The organism is Bacillus sp. 41-22 (assembly GCF_025809295.1).
Taxonomy (GTDB): Bacteria; Bacillota; Bacilli; order Bacillales; family Bacillaceae_G; genus Bacillus_A; species Bacillus_A mycoides.
Genome location: NZ_CP084035.1, coordinates 848,117 through 870,874, shown reverse-complemented (window position 1 = coordinate 870,874; position 22,758 = coordinate 848,117). Strand labels below are relative to the sequence as shown.

Sequence of the window (22,758 nt, the reverse complement as noted above, 5' to 3'; positions counted from 1 at the left end):
AAAGCTACGTTTTTCTTTCATCGTTTCGGTGTATGTTTATGATTCTTTAAAAAAGGAAGCGGGAATTGCTTACGAAAATGCTCTTTAATCATGTACTCTACGCCGTTCTCAGTATTAGAACGTGTAATCCAGTCTGCGGCCTGCTTTAATTCTACAGGAGCGTTCCCCATTGCTACCCCAAGCCCAACATTTTCAATTACCTCTAAGTCTTCTACGCTATCTCCAATCGCAACCATTTCACTAAGGTTAATATTTAAATGCTCCCCAAGTAATTGTAAACCACGTAGTTTTGATACATTTTGAGGGAGAATTTCTATATGTCTTTCATCACACTCGACGTACTCTACATCTTGAAATGCCTTTTTTAACGTATTCATCCCTCTTTCTTTTTCACCTTTCGTATGGAAAACAATATCAATTTTTGGCGCAGCTACTGGATGATCACGCAGTGCATCCCCTAGCGAATCTACAAATTGAACTGGATAAAATAACGGATCTGCGCTTGATAATACAGTACGCGCAATTAAGTTTGGTGTATTTCTCTCACGATTCCCAATTGAATATCGTTCATGAGAAATGCGAACATTACAATCAAAATGCTCTAACACTTGCACAATATTAAAGGTTTTCTCTTCAGATAATCTCCTTTGAGCGAACGGCTTATCTAACGATGCTGAAACGAAAGCACCGCCATGCGTAACTAATATAGAATCTAATTTTAACGCCTTCGCTATTTTATGAGCAGATTGAAAATTACGATTCGTAAATAATGTAACGTATACATCTTTTCTTTTCACAAAGTCAATTGTTTCTCGTATCCCTTTTGCGATTTTTCCGTTGTTGTATAGTAGTGTCCCATCTATATTAAGAGCTAGTAAGCGATAAATCATGTCGCACTCCCCCTCTTCGCTGTTGTACTCTATCCATAATTTATGAAATAAATTTAGTAAATAGAACGAGTTAGAATTACTACTGAAAATTTGGTTTACTATATACATATACAACTGGCAAAGGAGATAGTACAATGCAGGCACCACCTTCTTTTTATGAAGGCGATACATTAGTGGTCGCAAAGAAGTTACTCGGACATAAACTCGTTCATATTGTAGACGGCATAAAGCGGAGCGGAATTATTGTAGAAGTAGAAGCATACAAAGGTCCAGATGATAAGGCCGCTCATAGTTACGGAGGCAGACGGACTGATCGAACAGAAGTAATGTTCGGCGCACCAGGACATGCTTACGTATATTTAATTTACGGCATGTATCATTGCTTTAACGTAATTACAGCAACAATCGGCACCCCGCAAGGAGTTCTCATTCGTGCTCTTGAACCTGTAGATGGAATCGAAGACATGAAACTAGCGCGCTACAACAAAACTGACATTACGAAAGCTCAGTATAAAAACTTAACAAATGGCCCCGGAAAACTATGCCGCGCGCTCGGAATCACTTTAGAAGAGCGCGGCGTATCACTTCAAAGTGATACGTTACATATTGAATTAGTTCCTGAAGAAGACCATTTATCATCCACACATAACATAATAGCTGGCCCTCGTATTAATATTGATTATGCAGAAGAAGCCGTTCACTATCCATGGCGGTTTTATTATGAAAAGCATCCGTTTGTTTCAAAATAAAGAAGCTATCCTATAAGTAAGTGAAACCAACTTATAGGATAGCTCTTTTTTCGTAATTCATCACACGTCGAAAAGCCGAAATCCGGGCTCGGATTTCGGTTTTGTTTCTATAAAAGAAACCGTTGTTCCTCCAACATTGCCAAATACAGCTCATCTCCAAAGAGAAAATCTTAAAAGCATTATTTTTTTAATGCATAATAATTATCCAAATTGAATTTCGACATAATGAAAGTTCCTGTTGGCGTTAAAAGTTGTGACATAGATTGTATGACCTGCGGTAATTTCGCTGGCTCAATAGGATGTGATAACAAAATGTACTGGAATTTTTCATCTGTAAATACCTCATGTAACTTGTCATACTCAGCAGAAGTTGTAGGAGCTACCCTATTTGCAAGAGCTGCTGCTTTTTCATTAATTTCTGCTCCAAATATGGAAACTGCCGGGTAACGCCTTTTCATTTCTAATAAAGTTGCACCACATCCAGCTCCTATATGAAGAATATTCACTTTATCAGGCGCAAATCGATCTACAATTGCTAGTAAATCATAATGAATGTATAAACTTTCACCATAAAACCCCCATTTTTCATACAATTTTATATTATTTTCATGTAAAACTACAGAAAATTTCATACTATCTTCTTTCCATGAGACACTTCCGTAGTGATGAATAAATGTATCTTTACATAAATACAGTTTATATCCTTTTTCAAACATTCTTAGTGACAAATCATCATCTTCATAATTCCCCGGTGTAAATCGTTCATCTAATAATCCAACTTCATCTAACACTGATTTTTTTATAAGCATACAGAATCCGATTAATTTCATACGTTCTTCCCATTTATTTTTATCACTTTGATTATATAAAGTTGCAAACTTCTGCATTCCTTCAATATCTTTATAAAAGGTTGGTATAGCAGTATAGTAAGCGGCATTATTAGTTATGGGCCCTACCGCTCCAGTATCCTTACTTTCATATAAACACCGAATTAAGTTGCTTAGCCAATTTTCAGTTACGACCACATCATTATTCAATAATAGAATATTGTCACCTTTTGCCTCTTTAATTCCCTGATTGCATCCCTTTGGAAAACCCATATTCTCCGCATTTTCCACTAGCATAATATCCGATTGTTTTTGTAACCATTCTACAGTACCATCTGTTGACGCGTTGTCCACAACTATTAACTCATACTCTTGTTCCACTGTATAAGTTCTAATACTTTGGATGCATTCTTTTGTATACTGTAATTGATTATGAGTCAATATAATTATACTTGTGAGCATGAATCAAACTCCTCTCAGCAGCCAAAATGATTATCTAGTATTATTAAATATTATTTTTCCGATAAACTATCAAAATATTTTCTATTATATTCAATGCTCGGATTATTAGGTATGAACAGTGCAGCTTGTTCGTTATGATAAATTGCCTTTTCATATTCTTTTATTCGATCATAACAAATACATAGTTGAATATGCGGCAACCATGTATGACACTCTTCTCGGACAAACGGCGAATCCTTTGGTCGTGGCCCGTCAATTGCTGCATGGTACCAATATATCGCTTTAGAATATTCCCCTTGTTGCAAAAATACACGTCCTAAGTGGCAACAAAGTTCTCCTCTAGGCGTGTCATACGTAAATGATTGCAAACAAGACTGTATAGATTTTTTTAAGTCCCCCAATTCTAAATAACATTCGGCTCTTTTTAAACATGCTTGAATGTTATCTTCAACCCAACCCTTTTCTTCATCTAAAAACCTAGAATACCCCTTAACAGCCTTATCAAATAATCTGTGATCCTTACATTCATTTGCATAATAGTACACATCGCGGGGGCTAAACTCTTTTCCACTCTCAAGATGTTTTTCATATATTTTCAAATTACGATTAGTATATGCTTTTTCCTTTTTATGACTTACCCCTACGTCACTATTTATAAGATTTCCATACACCTCTAAATATTCATGAACAAATCCATACCATTGAAAATTTTTACTTCTGTTGACTAATCGATATCTCCTTAAAGAATGTGTTGGATTTCCTTCTATATCAAAAGTTAAATAATATTTCATAGATACTGCATCCGTACTACGATCTAACGTATGTTTTAACTGCAACAATTTCTTTATATCTTCCGTATCTATTATGTCATCTGCGTCTAGCCAAAGAATATATTCTTTTGTAGCTTTAGAAAACGCAAAGTTTCGTGCCGCTGAAAAATCTTCAATCCATTGAAAATCATAAACTTTCGCGTCGTACTTCTTCACAATTTCTTTTGTAGCATCTGTGGAACCTGTATCTACAATAATAATTTCATCCACAACACTTTTAACCGATTCTAAGCATTTTGATATAGTTTGTTCTTCATCTTTTACAATCATGCATAAACTAATAGTAATGGAGTTTTCCATCATATCCCCCCTATCCTTTTGATGTATATGTTTGGAGAGAAATTTATATTTCTTTTGCTTCAAAATTGAGTTTTCATTTTACAAAAGAAACATAATGAGGCGGTGCAGTGAAATTGGATAGGGGAATTTCACTCGAAGATTGCAAATCAATGAAAAAAACCGAAGCCTGAACAAGACTTCGGTTCTTTATATAGAGAATACATAATTTCGATTCCTTTTTACTCCGCACCTTCCGCGGTCGCAATATCATTCTCTAAGTTTTCTCTTGATAATTCCGCCGCCATAAAATCAGCTGTTTCAGGAAGTGCTAAATGCATATGAGCTTTTTGACAAATTTGGATCGTACAGTTTTCTACAACATAGTCGAAAACATGTCCTCCCCCGCTTCTTTCATCATCAATATAATGTAAGTGGAAACCAGCTACACCAATACCTTGCGCATAATCTGGTGTCCAAAATCCAGCTAGCGTACCTTCTGTATCTTTAAACGAAAAAATCGGTTGTGATTTCGTCACTTCAACGAGCGGCGTATACGGTTTTTCTTGTCTTGGAACAGTTCTCGTTCTAACTTCACGGAACGTTCCATCCATTCGAATACCATAAAATAAGTTTTTACTTGGCATTAACTCATGTAATAATGCTTCCACTTCTTCACGATTCATCGGATGCTCTACCGTATAACTCATTTCTTTTTCAAAAAACGTTACAGTCGCAAAAGGTGTTGTTTCTTCCGGTTCTACTTTTTCCGCTGAACCGTCTGAACGTAAATGGTAAAACTCATTATCAAACGCAATCATTTCACCATCTAATTGATCAAATGTACCGATGCCAAAATCGCCACGTTCTTTCAGTTCCTCAAAGTTAATAACACCATCGTATATACCATCTAATAGCGCAAGCATTGTAGATGTTTGATATACTTCATTACTCATTTTCGTTCTTTTTGCATCAATATCAATTAATTGCGCAACAGTCATCTCACTCATGCCCCCATCAGTTTAATTGGTTTGGTAATAATTTTTCGCTTAATTTAATGTTGTCACGGTAGTCAATTGGAATATCAATAATGACAGGACCTTCTGCTTCTAACGCTTCTCTCAATACACCTTCTAATTCGTCTGGTGTATTGACACGAAGACCTATTGCTCCAAAACTTTCTGCATATTTCACAAGATCAACATCGCCAAACTCTGTAGCTGATGTTCTACCGTATTTCATCATTTGTTGGAACGCAACCATATCATATGTACCGTCTCTCCAAACGAGATGTACAACCGGTGCATTTAAACGTACCGCTGTTTCTAACTCCATCGAAGAGAATAAGAAACCACCATCACCTGACACTGAAACAACTTTTTTACCCGGCTCAACTAAAGTAGCAGCAATTGCCCAAGGAAGTGCAACACCTAACGTTTGCATACCGTTACTAAATAATAGTCTACGTGGTTCATAAGAACGGAAACATCTTGCCATCCAAATAGAATGGGAACCGATGTCACATGTAACGGTTGTATCGTCACTAATTAAAGAACGAAGTGTACGAATGACTTGAAGTGGATGCGTAACACCTTCTGAAGCACGATTTGGAACTTCTGCTTGCTCTGATAATTTCGAGCGTAATCGTTCTAAAACTGCTTCAGATTTCGTATTTAATACAAGCTTCGGTAATTTCTCCGCAATGCTATTTACAGTTAAAGCGATATCGCCAATTAATTCACGCTCTGGTTGGTAATCATGGTCGATATCTGCTTGGTGATCATCAAGGTGAATAATTGTTCTATCGCCAAGTTTATTCCAGAATTTCGGATCATACTCAATTGGGTCATAGCCGATAGATAAAACAAAATCCGCTTCTTCTAGTAAAATATCACCTGGTTGGTTACGGAATAATCCAACGCGGCCGAAGAAATGATCTTCTAACTCACGTGAAATTGCACCAGCTGCTTGATACGTTTCAACAACAGGAAGTTCTGTACCAGCAATTAACTCACGAACTGCTTTCGTTACTTCATTGGTGCTTGCTCTCATACCGAGTAAAATAACTGGTAATTTTGCTGATTTTATTTTTTCTACTACGTATTCAATATGATTTGTGGGAGCGATTCCAAGCTGTGGCTTAGAAAGCGCACCGATAGATTCTACTGTCGTTTCCGCAGTCATAACGTCTTGCGGAAGACTTACAAGTGTTGCTCCTGGATTTGTAGAAGTAGCACTTCGAAATGCATTAGTAAGTGCTTCTGGTACATTATCAGGATGCTCGACTTCTACGCTATATTTAGTGATTGGTTCGAATAATGCAGCATTATCCATAGATTGATGCGTACGTTTTAATCGATCTGTACGCGGAACTGCACCAGCTAAAGCAACAACGGGATCACTCTCCGCATTCGCAGTAACAAGACCTGTCGCTAAATTTGATGTCCCTGGTCCTGAAGTTACAAGACATACGCCCGGTTTCCCTGTTAATCTACCAATAGCAGCTGCCATAAATGCTGCATTTTGTTCATGACGACAAACAATTAACTCTGGTCCTCTTTCTTGCAGTACATCAAATACAGAATCAATCTTCGCTCCTGGAATACCGAAAACATGTGTAACACCTTGTTTAATTAAACAATCAACAACAAGATCTGCTCCTTTTGTTTTTGTTTTCACGTCGTTTGCTTTTACACCTGTACTCAAACTAATCATCCCTTTATTTCATAATGTGTGTAATAAAGATTTTTAATTTCACCTAGTTAATTAACGTAGTGAAGTATTGTTTATCATTATATTACAAATGCATTATTTTTCCAACGATATGAATTTGACAGTTTTTTGACAACCTCTAAGGAATACGCTTACAACCCTTTGTTTATCCTAAAATAATATTTTTATATCTCCTCTAAAAATGCACGAAAAAATTCCATCTAATCACAGTATTAATAAGATTATAGTACCTTGCAAAGAACACTACTAAATGATATATTTGTAAATATTGGAATACCCAGTAATTGGAACGCACCTTATAATTCGTATCCCCCTTTTCAAAAGATAGGATTCTCAGCTGTAATTCATCATTTTATAAAGGAAAGTGATTGTTATGAACAAAAGTGAATTTTTGGAACAACTTAGTTCTTCCCTGCCGAATATGCCTAGTTTAGAAAAGAAAGATATTATTTCAGAGTATGAAACTCATTTTATCAGTGCTAAACAGGATGGGAAATCTGAAGAAGAAATTTCCAGGAAACTAGGAGACCCTAAAACTATTGCTAAAGAACTTAATGTTTCCTATGCAATACAAAACGCGGACAATAAACGAAGCTTCAAAAATATGATAACCGCACTATTTTCTGTTATGAGCTTAAGTTTTTTAAACTTTATATTTATCATTATCGCCTTTTTCTTATTACTCTTTCTATTACCGATTCTTCTAGCACTTATAATTGCCACTCCATTCTTAATCATTTCACCTATTTTATTAATAGGGTTAGGATTTTTTAACTGGTTTCATCAAATCAGTTATTCCAATGTCTATAATGTATTCATAGCTTTTTGCATCGGCTTACTCATATCCGTAATATCTTACCAAATGATAAAACATGTATACTCACTTTTAGTAAAGTATTTAAAATGGAATTTAGCCGTTTTACAAAGATACTAATGAATGAAAAAGGAGATTAAAATGAAGAAATATACTTTATATTCACTCATGTTACTTACAATTTTATTTCTATCAGCTTGTTCAAACAGTGCACAACCTAAGGAAGAAAACGATGTGCAATCTATTAAAGATGTAACGATAAAAATTCCAGAAACTATATTCACTTCCTCAAAAAAGAATGAAACGATTAACGAAAACGAAATGAAACAAAATATAAAAACTTATTTAGATTATAGCGGAGAGTTAGACGAAAACATCGTTCCACTTTCATCATCTATGTCTGACGAGAATGTCACGGAATCCGACCGAGAGAAATTAAAGCAACTAGTAGATTTAGCGCAACAAAATGATGCGAATTTCCATGATTTTATTAGTAACAATACGATCCCTGATGATTACAAAAAACCTTCGAAAGAAATGTATGAATTCATTTCAGCATCTACGGCACTTTCAGTAGAACTAGAGCACGAATTAGACAAAATCGCGCAAGATGGTAACTTATTCAAAACTGATTTTTCTTTTACAAAACGCTTTGAGAAAGTTAATGGTAGGAAGCAAAAAGAAATTGAAAAGTTTTTGAAAGAAAAAAATATTAGAACTGAGTATTTCAACAAGTAATTATATATGTAAAAGAGAAATTGAAAGATACATCATATATCCCCTTCAAAACAGTCACTAACACATGGCTATTTTGAAGGGGATTTTTTTGTGGAAGGACTATCAAATTTCCTACACAAAAAAACGCCCCCATACTAGGAGCGTCTTCTATCATTACGCTTGTTGCGCGCTATATAATTCTTCAAGTGGCTTCATGATAATTTTGTTAACGTCAGTGATAACGATGTTTAAACGTTGCTCAGTTTCCATTAACTTTGTGATTTTTGCATCTTGTTGAATGCGAGCTACAACTTCTTGTGCTTTTTGATTGTCTTCTTCAGTGATTTCTTGGCCTTGCATCATTTTTTGTTGTAAGCCAAGTTGCATCGCGCGGAACTCTTCGAATAAGTTCTTTGACTCTGCATCTCCTTGTACTGCTGCGTAGCTTGCTTTTAATGTTTGGAAATCTTCGTTTTCAGCGATTGTTTTTTGTAATTCATATGCAACATCATGAATGTTTTTTGTCATTTTATTTTTCCTCCTTTAGAAGGCTAGCGCTTTTCGCTCGCACTGCCTTTTAAGTGCGTTTACATACGCACCTCTTCCTACCATATCAAACTATGCAAGAGATGGGAAGAAATTTCACTTTTATTTCTATGCACCCATCTTTATTACTTAAGGAACAAGAGTAACAACCCTTGAATAAATCCAATTGTTCCTCCTAATAACGCCCCTAAATATGTAATCATTTTTAACTCATTTTTTGTAATGGACAATACGAGATCTTCTAGTCTCTCTGTTGAAAATGTAGATACTTCTTGCTGGACAATTTCCGCAAGCTGTAGATTTCCCAATATACTTCCCACATTTTCTGTCCCCCACTTCAAGCCTTTCTCTACTGCGCTAGGGACCACTTTTCCAACGATTGTTTCTCGCACTGGCTCACATACTTGCTGAACAGACTGATTTAAAAATCTACTCACTGTTTCCTCTACTTTAACCGCTGACAATATGGAGTTCACAATCATTTCTTTCTCTACGAACGTTTCTAATTCTTTTACGTCTCTTCCTTTTAACTTTTCCCACTCTTTTTGCAGTACATCAGTTAACAGACGCTCTGTTCCATCTTGTCCTAAAAACTTAATGACTTCCGGCTGCACGCGATCAACTAAACTTACATTCCCTAAAAACATACCAACTAAGTTAAGCAGCGTTCCCCTGGAAGCGAAAAAGTCATCAATCATTTTTGAAAGGCGTTCCTTTCCTTCTTCACTTTCCAAAAAGCTAATTCCTCTTTTTAAAATAAAAGATGCTACATTCGGAATCGCATTCTCTACTTTTTCATGAACAGAATGAGGTAACGCCTGTTCCCATGTATATGTATAGTACTCTGCTAAAAATGCATGAATTTTTTCTGTAATAACATGTTCGATTTTCCCGATCGCCTCTTCTTCTACATGTTCTAAATTCCATTTTTCTAACATATCCCGTAACGACTGTTCATTTGTAATTACTTTATCAACTTCCACTTGTGTCCAGCGAATTAAACTGGTTTGAAAATCTTTATTTGTTAGTTTTTTTCCGATTCCTTCTGGTGTTAACAAATGGTCTACAACCATTTTACCTAATTGAACAGCAAGCTCATCGCGGCGCTTCGGAATTAACCCTGGCGTAAATGGAACCTGAAACTTCCCAATATAAATCGGACGATGAGGACGAAATAACATTTTTATCGCTAAATGATTTGTGTATCCTCCAATAATTGCCCCGAGCCCTGTCGTCATTAACATATTTAACCATATATTCATCACAATCAACCTTTCACTTCTCCAAAACTATAGCATATCATCATACGGACAAAAGTATAATGGTATAAAAACGTATTTGCAATATATAGCTTCGCCTATAATGCAAACATCTTATTACTAAAGGAGTGATTTCGTTGGTTCTTGGTCTTTTAACTTCCGGGCTCCATCACGAGCAAACGTATTACACCGAAATCGCTAAGCGAGCTCGTCTTTATCATAACGTCGTTGCCCAATTCACACCGTTTAGCATTGATTCAAAGACAGATCTTGTTTCTGGTCTTATTTACGATACAGATACAGGAAATTGGATAGATCAAACCTTTCCCATTCCTTCATATATATATGATCGTTGTCATTTCAAAGAGGATGAGGAATTCCAACAAGCAAATGCGATTATTCATTCATTACACAAACGTTCTTCCACTACCTTTTTAAACAACACACTTATTAACCCAAGCGATTTACACAATCTTTTTCTTACTAATAAACGTCTTTCCCCTTACGTACCAAAAATAATAAAAGGAACAGTACAAGGAATTTTTAAATTACTACTAGAAACAAGAGATATTATTATAAGACCAATCAATATACACTCCAATGAAAATTTATATCGGGCCACTTACAAAAATAAAACATTTCATATCGATACAATAAATGAACAACATCATACTTCTACTCAATTCAAACGAACAGATAAATTTATATCATGGTGCAAATCGAACATACACTCATTCCGTTATATGATTCATCCAATGTTACAACCTCCAAATCAACTATCATATCCGATTCATATTCGAACCATTATGCAAAAAAATAAAGAACAGAATTGGAAAGTGCTCGGTCAATTTATACAAAAATCTTCATTCCCAGCACAATTTTTACTTTCAGCAACAGAACGTTCTATGTTACATCCATTTTCTAAAATTAAATATTTACTTTCTCCAACTGGCGTTCAATTATTAAAAGATGCTTTACATGATGTTGTAAATGAAGTGTTTAAAACACTCGATCAGTCCTATTCTTCATTATTTGAACTAGAGCTTTCTACCATTATGGATCAAAAAGGTGCCATTTGGCTTATGTACGTCAATACGATGCCATCTTACGATGTTTATACTAGGTACAACGACGAACTGGCTGAACAAATTTTTCATGGTCCATTAAAGTTTAGCCGATTTACACCATAACGAAAGGAGGAAATCCCCGTTGAAAGAGCACATATATACATTAAGTATTTCAGATGAGCATCCAAATAGTATTACTTTACCTTACGTTTTTTCTATTACACCACCAATTACATCCTTTTTCTTTGGCTTACGTTATATTACATGTGAGAATATTAAAATTCATTATTCATTCACGCGAGAAATTATTATTGGCGAACAGATTGCAGCCGATCTTTTACTACCGCATTCAGCAACAATCCATGCCTTCTTACACAATCAAACCATTGTTTTCGGCCCATTAATCGGGATTTTCACAACTGGCTTTAACGATGATTTTAATTCTCCTTTAGGAAGTCGTTCCATCTCTCTCAGTGAGTTATTAACACCACCATTCACATTGCAGCCATTTGTATTTGTCTTTGGCATTCAACATATAAACTGGGAAGAGGAAACAATTGAAGGGTACTTCTTTCAAGAAGGAAAATGGGTAAAAAACAAAGTCCCTTTACCAAATGTCATTTACGACCGATTACCAAATCGGCAAGCAGAAAATTACAAACCTATCGTAAGAGCAAAAAAACGTTTAGAAAGCGACTATGGGATTCCGTGGTTTAATCCGGGATTTTTCAATAAATGGGAAGTGCATCAACTTTTAATGAAAGAAGATTCAATTAAACCATTCTTACCAAATACAGAAGTATTTCAACATTTTGAACAAGTAGAACGACTTCTCGGTACGTATAAGTACATTTATATGAAACCGATACACGGTAGCTTCGGAAGAAATATTCATCAAATACTCTATTCTCAAACTGATAATTGCTACTATTGTCGTTATCGTGAAAATGAACAAAACAAACTAAGAAAGTATCAATCATTAGAAGCCCTTCTTAACCATGTGTTAAAAGGACATGATTTAAAAAAGTTTATCGTACAACAAGGTATCTCACTGCTCCGCTTCGAAGGGCAACCCGTCGATTTTCGCATTCATACAAATAAAAACCATTTTGGTAATTGGGTAGTCAGTGCAATCGTCGCAAAAATCGCCGGCAAAGGTAGCTTAACAACTCATGTAAATAGCGGCGGTGATACGAAATTACTTCAGGAACTATTTCCTGATTCAACAAAGCAAGTTCAAATTGAAAATAAACTAAAACAAACAGCCTTACAAATCAGTTATGCACTTGATGGGCAAGTAACCGGGAACATTGGAGAAATTGGTTTTGACATTGGTTTAGACACCACGGAAAACCCGTGGCTATTTGAAGCAAATTCTAAACCGGGGCGAACTGTATTCCAAGATGAAAAGTTAAAAGAACAAAGTGAACTTACGCGCCAATTATTTTATGAATATGCCATCTATTTAACTGAACACTCTTTGCGCGACACGAAAGAAAAAATGTCACAAATAAAATCAGGTCCTTCGTCACATACCGAAAACATCCCTTCCCCTATGATTAACTCACAAATACAAAAACAAAAACTTCCACCTCCTTCATAAGGTGGAAGTTTTTTATTTAAACGAGCTTCACTACAACTTCTGTTTCCACATTACATACTCCGCAATAAAAAACATGATTGCAATACTCCTGTGAATTATTATGTGTTAAACCGTCTACTGCACTTAATAATTCTTGATCCATATATGCACTGTAATCGTCTATGTAATCTACAGTTTTCCCATAATCTTGGAGTATACCTTGGCAATTTTGACAAGAATATGTTTGTAATTCTAGCGCGTTGCAAAGCGGGCAAATTCCCATCATGATTCCTCCATACGTTATCGTTTAAAAACAATTAAAAAGCCCTTTTTTTAGATTGAAGAGAGCATCTAGCCGTGCATAGACGCGGTCAGTTCCTTTTTCTGCCCCATCCTGGGTTAAAACAGAACTATGTAGTTGCTCCCGATTTAATTTTCATTTTACTAAGCTTTAATTTTTCTCACTTTAATTACATTTTCGTTTAAAAGCCTCTTTTTTAGATTAAAGAGAGCATCTAGCCGTGCATAGACGCGGTCAGTTCCTTTTTCTGCCCCATCCTGGGTTAAAACAGAACTATGTAGTTGCTCCCAATTTAAATTTCATTTTACTAAACTGGAATTTGTCTCACTTTAACAAATCATAAGTTAAGTAAGCCAAGCTGGTTATACAAAGAAAAAAACGCATATGATTTCGCTCTTAGTTTAGCCTTCTTTCTTAAAAATACAACGATTACTCTTATTTCATAATTTACGAAATGATGAAATATTTTTTACAAAATTTACAAATTATTTTTTTGTATATCTTTCTAGGTAACATCCATACTATGAGTACAAACTTAATTACCGATGGATTAGCGCCAAACGGGGCGATAATCTGGTTCAAATCCAGCTAGTCCAACCAAAAAAATTTTTATAACTCTAAGGAGGATATATTCCTATGGCAAACCAAAGTTCTTACAATCAATTAGTAGTACCAGGTGCAACAGCAGCAATCGATCAAATGAAGTACGAAATCGCTCAAGAATTTGGTGTACAATTAGGAGCAGATTCTACGGCTCGCGCTAACGGTTCTGTTGGTGGAGAAATTACAAAACGTTTAGTTGCAATGGCTGAGCAAAGCCTTGGCGGATTCCAAAAATAAATATATATGGCAAAAAGGTCTCAGGGCATATGCCCTGAGACCTTCCTTAATTTATTGCAACATTTGTAAAAACTTCTTCGTTCGTTCTTCTTTTGGATTTGTAAATACATCTTCCGGTGTACCTTGTTCGACAACGACACCGCCATCCATGAAAATAACACGGTTCGCAATTTGATGAGCAAAGCGCATTTCATGTGTTACAATGACCATCGTCATTCCTTCTTTAGCAAGTTCTTTCATAACCTTTAAAACTTCTTGAACTAGCTCAGGATCAAGTGCTGACGTTGGCTCATCAAATAGTAAAACTTCCGGCTCCATCGCAAGCGCACGAGCGATTCCAACGCGCTGTTGTTGTCCACCTGATAATTGGAACGGATATAAGTCTACTTTATCCGCAAGACCAACTTTTTCAAGGAAATAGTTTGCTTTTTTCTTCGCTTCTTCTTTCCCCATCTTTTTCACTGTAACGAGCCCTTCCATTACATTGTGAATTGCTGTTAAATGAGGAAATAGATTATGGTGCTGGAATACCATACCTGTTTGCGTACGAAGATTTACAATATCTTTCTTCGATACTTTTTGAGAGAAATCGAGCTCTTTATTGCCGATACGAATGTTACCAGCGTTCGGCGTTTCTAACACGTTGAGACAACGTAAGAATGTCGTCTTACCAGATCCAGATGGCCCGATAATAACAACCACTTCGCCCTTCTCAACTGATAAGTCTATATGTTTTAATACGGTATTATCTCCGAAACTTTTTTGTAAATGTTGAATTGAAATCATAAAAACAAAAACTCCTTTTATGAAAGGGTTATTTTAGAGTATAACGTTCTGAACGTTTTTCTAATATTTGTTGCACGATAGATAATAAGAAGCAAATTACCCAATAAATTAGACCTGCTTCAAAATAAACAATTAAAAACTCATAGTTCATTGCCGCAATTTCCTGCGCTTTTCGGAACATTTCTGTTACTAAAATTAACGACGCTAATGACGTATCCTTCACTAAACTAATAAATGTATTCGAAAGCGGCGGAATTGATACGCGTGTTGCTTGTGGTAAAATAACACGTTTCAATGCTTGCGGGTATGTCATCCCAATTGTGTAAGCCGCTTCCCACTGTCCTTTCGGGATTGAAAGGATAGAAGCACGAATAATTTCAGATGCATATGCACCTACATTTAATGAAAATCCAATAACTGCTGCTGTATATGGCTCAACTTCAATATTAAGAGTTGGAAGACCATAGAAAATAATAAATAACTGTACAAGAAGTGGCGTTCCGCGAATGATAGATACATAGATACGAGCAATCCATTGTAAAATACGACTACCTGAAATACGTGCGAGCGCTGTTAACGTCGCAAGTATAATACCGATAATAAATGTAATAAGCGTTAACGGAATTGTCGTAAAGACAGCTTCCTTCAGCATAGGCGCGAAGGAAGTCTGCATAATATCTATCCAAGTAGACAATCGATCTGACATCAATGCGCTACTTAGATACATTTTCACCGAACCATTTTTTCGTTATTTTATCGTACGTACCATCTTTTTTCATATCTTCTAACGCTTTATTTACTTCTTGTACAAGTTTGTCGCTACCTTTACGGAATAAGAATCCACTTTGTGACGCTTCTTTTTCTGTATCTACAATTTTAATTTTTGCATCTTTTTTCGTTTCTAAATAGTTTAACACTGATAATTTATCATTGATTGTAAAATCAACGCGGCCAGAACTTAATAATTCTGCTGCTTGGCTAAATCCTTCTACACCTGTGATTTCCGCACCATTTTTCTTAGCAATATCTGCGTAGTTACTCGTTAAAGATTGCGCTGCTTTTAATCCTTTTACGTCAGCAAATGTAGCAGGTTTATCTTTATCTTTCGCAACAACTAATGCTGCTGAAGAAGAAATGTATGGACTAGAGAAGTCATATTTCTTTTGGCGATCTTCACGAATACCAACTTCGTTCGCAACCATGTCGAAACGTTTTGCATCTATTCCTGCAAGTAAGCTATCCCATTGTGTTTCTTTAAATACAGGCTTTACACCTAAACGTTTTGCAACTTCTTCTGCTAATTCAACGTCAAACCCAGTTAATTTATCGTTTGTATCGTGGAACGTAAATGGTGGATATGTACCTTCTGTACCAATTACAAGCTCACCGCTTTGTTTTATCTTCTGTAATGCATCTTGATTAGCTGTATCTTTTTTCTCTTCTTTACCGCAGCCCGCTACAATCCCAATCGCTAATGTAGTTACTGCAAGCACTGAAAATAATTTTTTCATGATAGTAGTCCTCCAAGTATTCTGATAGGAATTTAAAAACTATATTGATTGTATGCAATTTCGAACAATTTTTCAATGAAAATGTTCTTATTTAGTTTAACCTTTTTCTTCATAATCAAACAAAATGGAAAAATAGCGCTACATACAAAAAATAAGTAACATTTTTTAATATAGCATTTATAAAGAAAAAGGTAAAACAATACCTACTTATTTATAAGTTTTTCAGCCGGTGAAATATATTAACTTCTAAGCGGACAATCCGATCAAAAAAGAACTTGCGAAAATCGCAAGTTCTTCTAAAAATTAAGCACTCTGGTTTCCTTCCATTTGCGTTTTATACATATCGTAATAACGCCCGCGCTTTTTCATTAATTCATCATGGGAACCTTTTTCCAAAATCGTTCCTCTATCAAGCACAATAATTTGATCAGCGCTCTTAATTGTTGAAAGACGATGAGCGATAATAAACGTCGTTCGTCCTTTCTTCACAACTTCTAGTGCTTGTTGAATCATCGCTTCTGTTTCTGTATCAATACTGGAAGTCGCTTCATCTAAAATTAAAATAGCAGGATCAAAAGCAAGTGCCCTAGCAAACGATATAAGCTGACGTTCTCCGGTTGAAAGTGTACTTCCTTTCTCCGTAATTTTTTCATCTATATTGTTCGCAAACCTTTCCGCACCAACATCACGTAACGCCTTCACGATGCGATCTTTTGAAATTTTTTCATTTTCTAAGCTTACATTGGATGCCACTGTCCCGCTAAATAAAAACGGATCTTGCAATACAATTCCCATATGTTCACGTGTTGCTTGTTTCGGCATCTCTGTTACATCATGACCATCAATCGTAAGCTTCCCTTTTTGAAATTCATAAAACTGAAAGAGCACATTCATAATGGAACTTTTTCCTGATCCAGTATGACCGACAAGTGCCACTGTCTCCCCTTGTTTCGCTTCAAAAGAAATATTTTTTAATACTTCATCTTTTCCATTGTAAGAAAACGAAACATTATCGAATTTCACATTTCCGGTTAAGCGAGGCATACGTTCTTCTTCTACTGCCTCTCCCTTTTCCTCTAGCAATTCAAAGACGCGCTCTGATGCAACACGCGATTGCTCTAAGTTAGCAAGTTGGTTCACCATGTTCGTAATTGGCGAGAACAATCTCGTTAAATAATCGACGAAAGCATACAGTATCCCTAGAGAAAGGAGGCCAGAAGCACTTAATGAAGCACCACCGAAATACCAAATTACACCTGTAAAAGCGATGTTTCTTAATACAGACACTAAATTATGCGAAGTTGCTGCATTTAAATTTAAAATTTTATTTTGATATTTAAAATAATCACCATTTAACTCTTCAAATTCCTTCTTCGTTTCATGTTCTTGACGAAATGCTTGAATAATTGGCATCCCTTGAATTGATTCATTCACTGTTCCGTTAATATCCGATAAACGCGAACGCATTTTATGATTGTATACAGACGCATACTTTCTATACATAATCGCCCAAACAATTAAAATTGGGATGATGAGTAAGCATAGTGCCGCCAGTTTTACATCAAGTAAAAATAGCGCAGCGAAAATCCCGATAATATAGATGATACTAGAGACGAATGTCGCAAGCACTGTTACATATAAATCACGAATCGCTTCTGTATCATTCGTTACACGCGAAACAATTTTCCCTGCTGGTAAATGGTCAAAATAACGAATTGGCAACGTTTGAATATGAGAAAAGACGTCTTCCCTCATAATTTGAATAATTTTGTTTGCCGCCTTCTGTAAGAAGAACTGCTTTCCGTATGCAAATAATGATACGACTACTAATAAAGCGAAATATCCACCGCCAAGTAGTAATAACCTATTTATTTCTGGTTTATAAAACGCAAATACTTCTTCTTTCGTTAAGGCTTTCGATTTATACACTTGCACTGCCTTACCACTTTGTACTGTAAGCACATCACCCTTAACAGAACGAGTTCCTTCAAGCGTTATTTTATTCGGTACAAAATAGTACTGAAAACCAACTTGAATCACTCGGACTTCTTTCCCTTTTTGCTCACCTTGTTCAAAGCGATCACTTCGCTTATAAAAGGCGCCATTATATGAAACAGCATCCTCACTCTTTTCTGTTTCATACCAGGGTCTCTCTATTCCAACGATATGCTCATCGATCATCGTTTTTGCGACGAAAGGACCCGCGAGTTCTGCAATAACGAAAACAAATAGCATCGCCATCGCTGCAAAAATCGGCCCTTTTACTTTCATCGCGTATTGAAACAATCGTTTTGAAACACTCATATTTTCACCCCACTATCCGTACTTTCACTTTCACCTTGTTGTCTTTCGAACTGCTCTGCATACCAGCCCCCATTTCGAACGAGCGCTTCATGCGAGCCTTCTTCAATAACCTCACCGTTATCCATAACGAGAATCCAATCAGCATGCTGCACTGCTGACAAACGATGCGTTGTTATAATCGTCGTCTTCCCGCTTCTTTCTGTTCGTATGTTTTCAATAATTGCCGCTTCAGTACGAGCATCAACAGCTGATAAAGAATCGTCCAAAATTAAAATTTCCGGATTTTGAATAACAGCCCTCGCAATCGAAATCCTTTGCTTTTGCCCACCTGATAAAGAAACACCTTTCTCTCCAACGAGCGTTTCTAAACCTTCCGGTAAAAACTCTAAATCCTTTTTAAACGCAGCTATTTCAATCGCTTTTTCAAGTTCTTCTTCAGTCGCTTCTCTATTTCCGAATAAAATATTTTCCTTCGCTGTTTTTGAGAACAAAATGTGTTCCTGAGGTACATACCCAATCCAGCCAAGTACGTTATCATTCGTAATTTTATCTAGCTTCACATCAGAAACCGCAATATCCCCTTCCCCAAGTGGATATTGACGAAGAAGCTGACGAACGAGCGTCGTTTTCCCGCTTCCTGTTTTCCCAACAACTCCAAGTGTCTCTCCTTGTTTTAATGAGAATGAAACATTTTTTAAATTTGTTTCAATTGATGAAGGATATGAAAAAGTAACATTATCAAATTGAATGTAATCTGGCTCTTGTACAACCTTTGGATCTTTCGGATTCTTTACATCCGGTTCATAAGCTAACGTTTCATTTACACGGTCGAGCGACGCATTTCCTCTTTGCATAACATTAATCAATTCACCAATTGCAAACATCGGCCAAATCATCATCCCTAAATAGACGTTAAAAGAAACGAGCTCACCAAGTGTCACCTTTGATTGGAATACGAGATATGCACCGTACACTAAACCAATTAAATAACTAAGACCGACGAGCATTTTTACAGTTGGCTGGAATAATGCATCGATTCTTGCTACTCTCATATTTTTCTCGTATACGTCATCTCCTAAATGATGAAACCTTTCTTGATCAGCGTTCTCCTGTACATACGCACGAATAACGCGTACACCCGCAATTGATTCAAGTACTTTATCGTTCATATCCCCGAACGCATCTTGCGCGACTGTAAATCTTTCATGCAACTTCTTTCCGTATCTATTCATCGCATATGCCATAATCGGAAGCGGTATAAGCGCAGCAAATGTTAACTGCCAACTAATTGAGAAGCCCATCATACAAACGATTGTAAGCATATATAGACTAGAATCAACGAGCGTTAATATACCAAAACCAGCTGTCATCGAGATTGCTTTTAAATCATTTGTCGCTCTCGCCATTAAATCGCCAGTACGATTTTTTTGATAAAACGTCGGTGTCATCTTAAGTAAATGCCCCATAAATTTTGAACGCATCGTTTTCTCGAGTACGAACGCACCGCCAAATAGTTGGTGCTGCCAAATGAAAGTAAGTACATACCCACCAATCGTTACCCCAAGTAAAATAAGAATATATTGCATAATCGCCTCATTCGTTAAGGCTCCCGTTTTAATATTATCAATTGTAATCCCTAACACTTTCGGTGGAATTACCTCTATCACGTTTACAATTAAAAGTACCCCAATTGCAATACTATACCTTTTCCAATGCTCTCTAAAAAACCAGCTTAACTTTAGTAATACTGAAAACAATATAACCTCTCCTTTCTCTTTCTCGTTTGATTCACATTTCTTTATCCGCTATCCAAACCCATCACATTTACATTTCGTAAGCCATACAATTTCATCACATTTTTCCACCTTCCAAATTCTGATTTTTTATAGTAACCACGCAAACAAGGAAAATAAAGTGAAACTTTAATCAGTGGGGGTTTTGTTCATTCCCCACTGATTATTAGCCCGCAAATAGCGGGATAAACAAAAAAAAGCATACCGCCGCTTGACGATATGCAAAGAATGCATAAAAGCGTACGTTACGATATACGCAACGTACGCTTCTCATAAGACGCAAAGGTCCTATATATCCGCACGGGTTGCGTAATGATATGAATGTTTTCCGCCATTTAACAGAGCTAAGCCCATTACATTTACGATTACAATCATTACGCACACCCCCTTCATTTATTTTCCATTTATAATCTTACAACTTTATTGAGTATTCTGTCAATTGTTTTTTTCGCTTTAGAATAAAATAATCTTTTATCACAAAAAATGAAAGTGATGCATTCTACTTATAATTCAGTTTGAAATAAGGGAATCTTCTGTAAGAAAGGGCATACAAAACAAAAAAATAATAAGAAATCGTTTTCACAAACATTTCATTTGAAAAATATTATCAAACCACCTACAATCACCTTATACTCACTCTTACAAGTTGCTATTTTAGGAGGACTAATCATGACAACTAGCAATACGTACAAATTTTATTTAAACGGAGAATGGAGAGAAAGCTCTTCAGGTCAAACAATCGACATTCCATCTCCATACTTACACGAAGTAATTGGGCAAGTACAAGCAATTACTCAAGGAGAAGTAGATGAAGCAATTGCATCTGCAAAAGAAGCTCAAAAATCATGGGCTGAAGCTTCTCTACAAGATCGCGCAAAATATTTATATAAATGGGCTGATGAGCTCGTAAATATGCAAGATGAAATTGCCGATATCATTATGAAAGAAGTCGGTAAAGGATATAAAGATGCGAAAAAAGAAGTTGTTCGTACAGCTGACTTCATTCGTTACACTATTGAAGAAGCTCTTCATATGCACGGAGAAAGCATGATGGGCGATAGCTTCCCTGGCGGAACGAAATCTAAACTTGCGATTATCCAACGCGCACCACTTGGTGTTGTATTAGCAATCGCACCATTTAACTACCCAGTAAACTTATCTGCTGCAAAACTTGCACCAGCATTAATTATGGGTAACGCTGTTATTTTCAAACCAGCAACTCAAGGTGCAATTAGTGGTATTAAAATGGTTGAAGCACTTCATAAAGCTGGCCTTCCAAAAGGACTTGTAAACGTAGCTACAGGACGCGGTTCTGTAATTGGTGACTACTTAGTAGAACACGAAGGTATCAATATGGTATCGTTCACAGGTGGTACAAACACAGGTAAACATTTAGCGAAAAAAGCTGCAATGATTCCCCTTGTATTAGAACTTGGTGGTAAAGACCCTGGTATCGTTCGTGAAGATGCTGACTTACAAGATGCTGCAAACCATATCGTAAGCGGTGCATTCTCTTACTCTGGTCAACGTTGTACAGCTATTAAACGTGTACTTGTACACGAAAACGTAGCGGACGAGCTTGTTGGATTATTAAAAGCGCAAGTAGCTAAATTATCAGTTGGATCTCCAGAACAAGACAGCACAATCGTCCCATTAATCGACGACAAATCTGCTGACTTCGTTCAAGGCTTAGTTGATGATGCTGTAGAAAAAGGTGCAACAATCGTTATCGGTAACAAACGTGAGCGTAACTTAATTTACCCAACATTAATCGACCACGTAACAGAAGAAATGAAAGTTGCTTGGGAAGAGCCATTCGGCCCAATCCTTCCAATCATCCGTGTTTCTTCAGATGAGCAAGCAATTGAGATTGCTAACAAATCAGAGTTCGGTCTACAAGCAAGTGTCTTCACAAAAGACATTAACAAAGCATTTGCAATTGCTAACAAAATCGACACTGGTTCTGTTCAAATTAACGGACGCACAGAGCGCGGTCCTGACCACTTCCCATTCATCGGTATAAAAGGTTCAGGTATGGGCGCACAAGGTATTCATAAGAGCCTTGAGTCTATGACACGTGAAAAAGTAACTGTATTAAACTTAGTTTAATCTTATATGTAGCAGCTGATCTAATATTTAGGTCAGCTGCTTTTTAGTTAAAACCCTCCAGGACCTAATAACGAATTCTTCTCTATAATCTGATTATTACTATATCCATTGACGTATAAAAATACATTTGTTACTCTTAAACATGTTAATTTAATACATAAATCCTCATTCGTATCTCGGTGAGGTAGAGGTTGCAGTCATTAAGAGTATCATTTCAGGAGATGTAGTGGCATTGATGAAGAAATGAGAAAGGAATGATTGCCGAAGTAAGTCGTGTCCACCATACACGCTTGCTGGGTCTGCATTTAATAAGTGCAGAACTGTCACAAACGTTTCGTTTGTGGAGAGCTATCGAGAGGTAT

20 protein-coding genes and 1 riboswitch are annotated in these 22,758 nt (G+C 36.4%); of the genes, 7 read left to right on the top strand and 13 right to left on the bottom strand.

Going from position 1 to position 22,758, the window contains the following annotated elements; all coding sequences use genetic code 11:
- Positions 1-17: 17 nt before the first annotated feature.
- On the bottom strand, positions 18-890 hold the full coding sequence (locus LCF45_RS04455; RefSeq protein ID WP_000640394.1) for a Cof-type HAD-IIB family hydrolase: 873 nt from the start codon (positions 888-890) through the stop codon (positions 18-20).
- Between the two features lie 134 nt (positions 891-1,024).
- Here LCF45_RS04455 and LCF45_RS04450 point away from each other — a divergent pair, with 134 nt between their 5' ends.
- Positions 1,025-1,639, top strand: a complete 615-nt coding sequence (locus tag LCF45_RS04450) for a DNA-3-methyladenine glycosylase (RefSeq protein ID WP_002186642.1) — start codon at positions 1,025-1,027, stop codon at positions 1,637-1,639.
- Positions 1,640-1,818: 179 nt separating this feature from the next.
- On the opposite strand, the gene LCF45_RS04445 is transcribed toward LCF45_RS04450, so the two are convergent.
- The 4 genes from LCF45_RS04445 to alsS form a co-directional block, all read right to left on the bottom strand.
- Complete coding sequence (locus LCF45_RS04445; RefSeq protein ID WP_087996581.1) at positions 1,819-2,928, bottom strand: glycosyltransferase; 1,110 nt, start codon at positions 2,926-2,928, stop codon at positions 1,819-1,821.
- A 50-nt stretch (positions 2,929-2,978) separates the two neighbouring features.
- The gene (locus LCF45_RS04440; RefSeq protein ID WP_002125520.1) at positions 2,979-4,058 is read right to left on the bottom strand and encodes a glycosyltransferase; all 1,080 of its coding nucleotides are present in this window, start codon (positions 4,056-4,058) and stop codon (positions 2,979-2,981) included.
- 218 nt (positions 4,059-4,276) lie between these two features.
- Positions 4,277-5,035, bottom strand: coding sequence for an alpha-acetolactate decarboxylase (alsD, locus tag LCF45_RS04435; RefSeq protein ID WP_002125519.1), 759 nt, complete (start codon positions 5,033-5,035; stop codon positions 4,277-4,279).
- A 16-nt stretch (positions 5,036-5,051) separates the two neighbouring features.
- A complete protein-coding gene (alsS, locus tag LCF45_RS04430) occupies positions 5,052-6,740 on the bottom strand; it encodes an acetolactate synthase AlsS (RefSeq protein WP_002125517.1) in 1,689 nt (562 codons plus the stop codon).
- A gap of 400 nt (positions 6,741-7,140) precedes the next feature.
- Here alsS and LCF45_RS04425 point away from each other — a divergent pair, with 400 nt between their 5' ends.
- Both LCF45_RS04425 and LCF45_RS04420 read left to right on the top strand, forming a co-directional pair.
- Positions 7,141-7,701: an HAAS signaling domain-containing protein gene (locus LCF45_RS04425; RefSeq protein ID WP_215564002.1), complete on the top strand. Its 561-nt coding sequence runs from the start codon at positions 7,141-7,143 to the stop codon at positions 7,699-7,701.
- Positions 7,702-7,722: 21 nt separating this feature from the next.
- Positions 7,723-8,319, top strand: a complete 597-nt coding sequence (locus tag LCF45_RS04420) for an NDxxF motif lipoprotein (RefSeq protein ID WP_002169078.1) — start codon at positions 7,723-7,725, stop codon at positions 8,317-8,319.
- Between the two features lie 153 nt (positions 8,320-8,472).
- Here the strand turns inward: LCF45_RS04420 and LCF45_RS04415 are convergent, their stop codons facing one another.
- Positions 8,473-8,826: a YlbF/YmcA family competence regulator gene (locus LCF45_RS04415; protein ID WP_002125511.1), complete on the bottom strand. Its 354-nt coding sequence runs from the start codon at positions 8,824-8,826 to the stop codon at positions 8,473-8,475.
- Positions 8,827-8,969: 143 nt separating this feature from the next.
- Positions 8,970-10,115 carry a DUF445 domain-containing protein gene (locus LCF45_RS04410; RefSeq protein WP_002125510.1) on the bottom strand — a complete coding sequence of 382 codons (1,146 nt, stop codon included), beginning with the start codon at positions 10,113-10,115 and terminating at the stop codon, positions 8,970-8,972.
- 125 nt (positions 10,116-10,240) lie between these two features.
- Between LCF45_RS04410 and LCF45_RS04405 the strand changes: the two genes are divergently transcribed.
- Both LCF45_RS04405 and LCF45_RS04400 read left to right on the top strand, forming a co-directional pair.
- A complete protein-coding gene (locus LCF45_RS04405; protein WP_002010850.1) occupies positions 10,241-11,293 on the top strand; it encodes a YheC/YheD family protein in 1,053 nt (350 codons plus the stop codon).
- Positions 11,294-11,312: 19 nt separating this feature from the next.
- Positions 11,313-12,773, top strand: a complete 1,461-nt coding sequence (locus LCF45_RS04400) for a YheC/YheD family endospore coat-associated protein (RefSeq protein ID WP_050000858.1) — start codon at positions 11,313-11,315, stop codon at positions 12,771-12,773.
- A 16-nt stretch (positions 12,774-12,789) separates the two neighbouring features.
- Here LCF45_RS04400 and LCF45_RS04395 read toward each other — a convergent pair whose 3' ends face one another.
- Entirely contained in the window at positions 12,790-13,035 is a 246-nt protein-coding gene (locus LCF45_RS04395) for a hypothetical protein (protein WP_002186650.1), read from the bottom strand.
- Positions 13,036-13,689: 654 nt separating this feature from the next.
- Between LCF45_RS04395 and sasP the strand changes: the two genes are divergently transcribed.
- Positions 13,690-13,893, top strand: coding sequence for a small acid-soluble spore protein, SasP family (gene sasP, locus LCF45_RS04390; RefSeq protein WP_000013349.1), 204 nt, complete (start codon positions 13,690-13,692; stop codon positions 13,891-13,893).
- 51 nt (positions 13,894-13,944) lie between these two features.
- On the opposite strand, the gene LCF45_RS04385 is transcribed toward sasP, so the two are convergent.
- The 5 genes from LCF45_RS04385 to LCF45_RS04365 all read right to left on the bottom strand — a co-directional run bounded on the left by LCF45_RS04385 (position 13,945) and on the right by LCF45_RS04365 (position 20,251).
- Positions 13,945-14,679, bottom strand: coding sequence for an amino acid ABC transporter ATP-binding protein (locus LCF45_RS04385; protein ID WP_002010843.1), 735 nt, complete (start codon positions 14,677-14,679; stop codon positions 13,945-13,947).
- Between the two features lie 28 nt (positions 14,680-14,707).
- Positions 14,708-15,406, bottom strand: a complete 699-nt coding sequence (locus LCF45_RS04380) for an amino acid ABC transporter permease (RefSeq protein ID WP_033706449.1) — start codon at positions 15,404-15,406, stop codon at positions 14,708-14,710.
- Positions 15,393-16,190, bottom strand: a complete 798-nt coding sequence (locus LCF45_RS04375; RefSeq protein WP_002010840.1) for an amino acid ABC transporter substrate-binding protein — start codon at positions 16,188-16,190, stop codon at positions 15,393-15,395. The genes LCF45_RS04380 and LCF45_RS04375 overlap by 14 nt, the downstream gene beginning before the upstream one ends.
- 303 nt (positions 16,191-16,493) lie before the next feature.
- Positions 16,494-18,494 carry an ABC transporter ATP-binding protein gene (locus LCF45_RS04370; protein WP_002140515.1) on the bottom strand — a complete coding sequence of 667 codons (2,001 nt, stop codon included), beginning with the start codon at positions 18,492-18,494 and terminating at the stop codon, positions 16,494-16,496.
- Positions 18,491-20,251, bottom strand: coding sequence for an ABC transporter ATP-binding protein (locus LCF45_RS04365; RefSeq protein WP_002169080.1), 1,761 nt, complete (start codon positions 20,249-20,251; stop codon positions 18,491-18,493). The genes LCF45_RS04370 and LCF45_RS04365 overlap by 4 nt, the downstream gene beginning before the upstream one ends.
- 705 nt (positions 20,252-20,956) lie before the next feature.
- Between LCF45_RS04365 and gapN the strand changes: the two genes are divergently transcribed.
- Positions 20,957-22,396 carry an NADP-dependent glyceraldehyde-3-phosphate dehydrogenase gene (gapN, locus tag LCF45_RS04360; RefSeq protein WP_098632401.1) on the top strand — a complete coding sequence of 480 codons (1,440 nt, stop codon included), beginning with the start codon at positions 20,957-20,959 and terminating at the stop codon, positions 22,394-22,396.
- A 177-nt stretch (positions 22,397-22,573) separates the two neighbouring features.
- A riboswitch (Lysine riboswitch) is annotated at positions 22,574-22,755 on the top strand.
- Positions 22,756-22,758 lie beyond the last annotated feature (3 nt).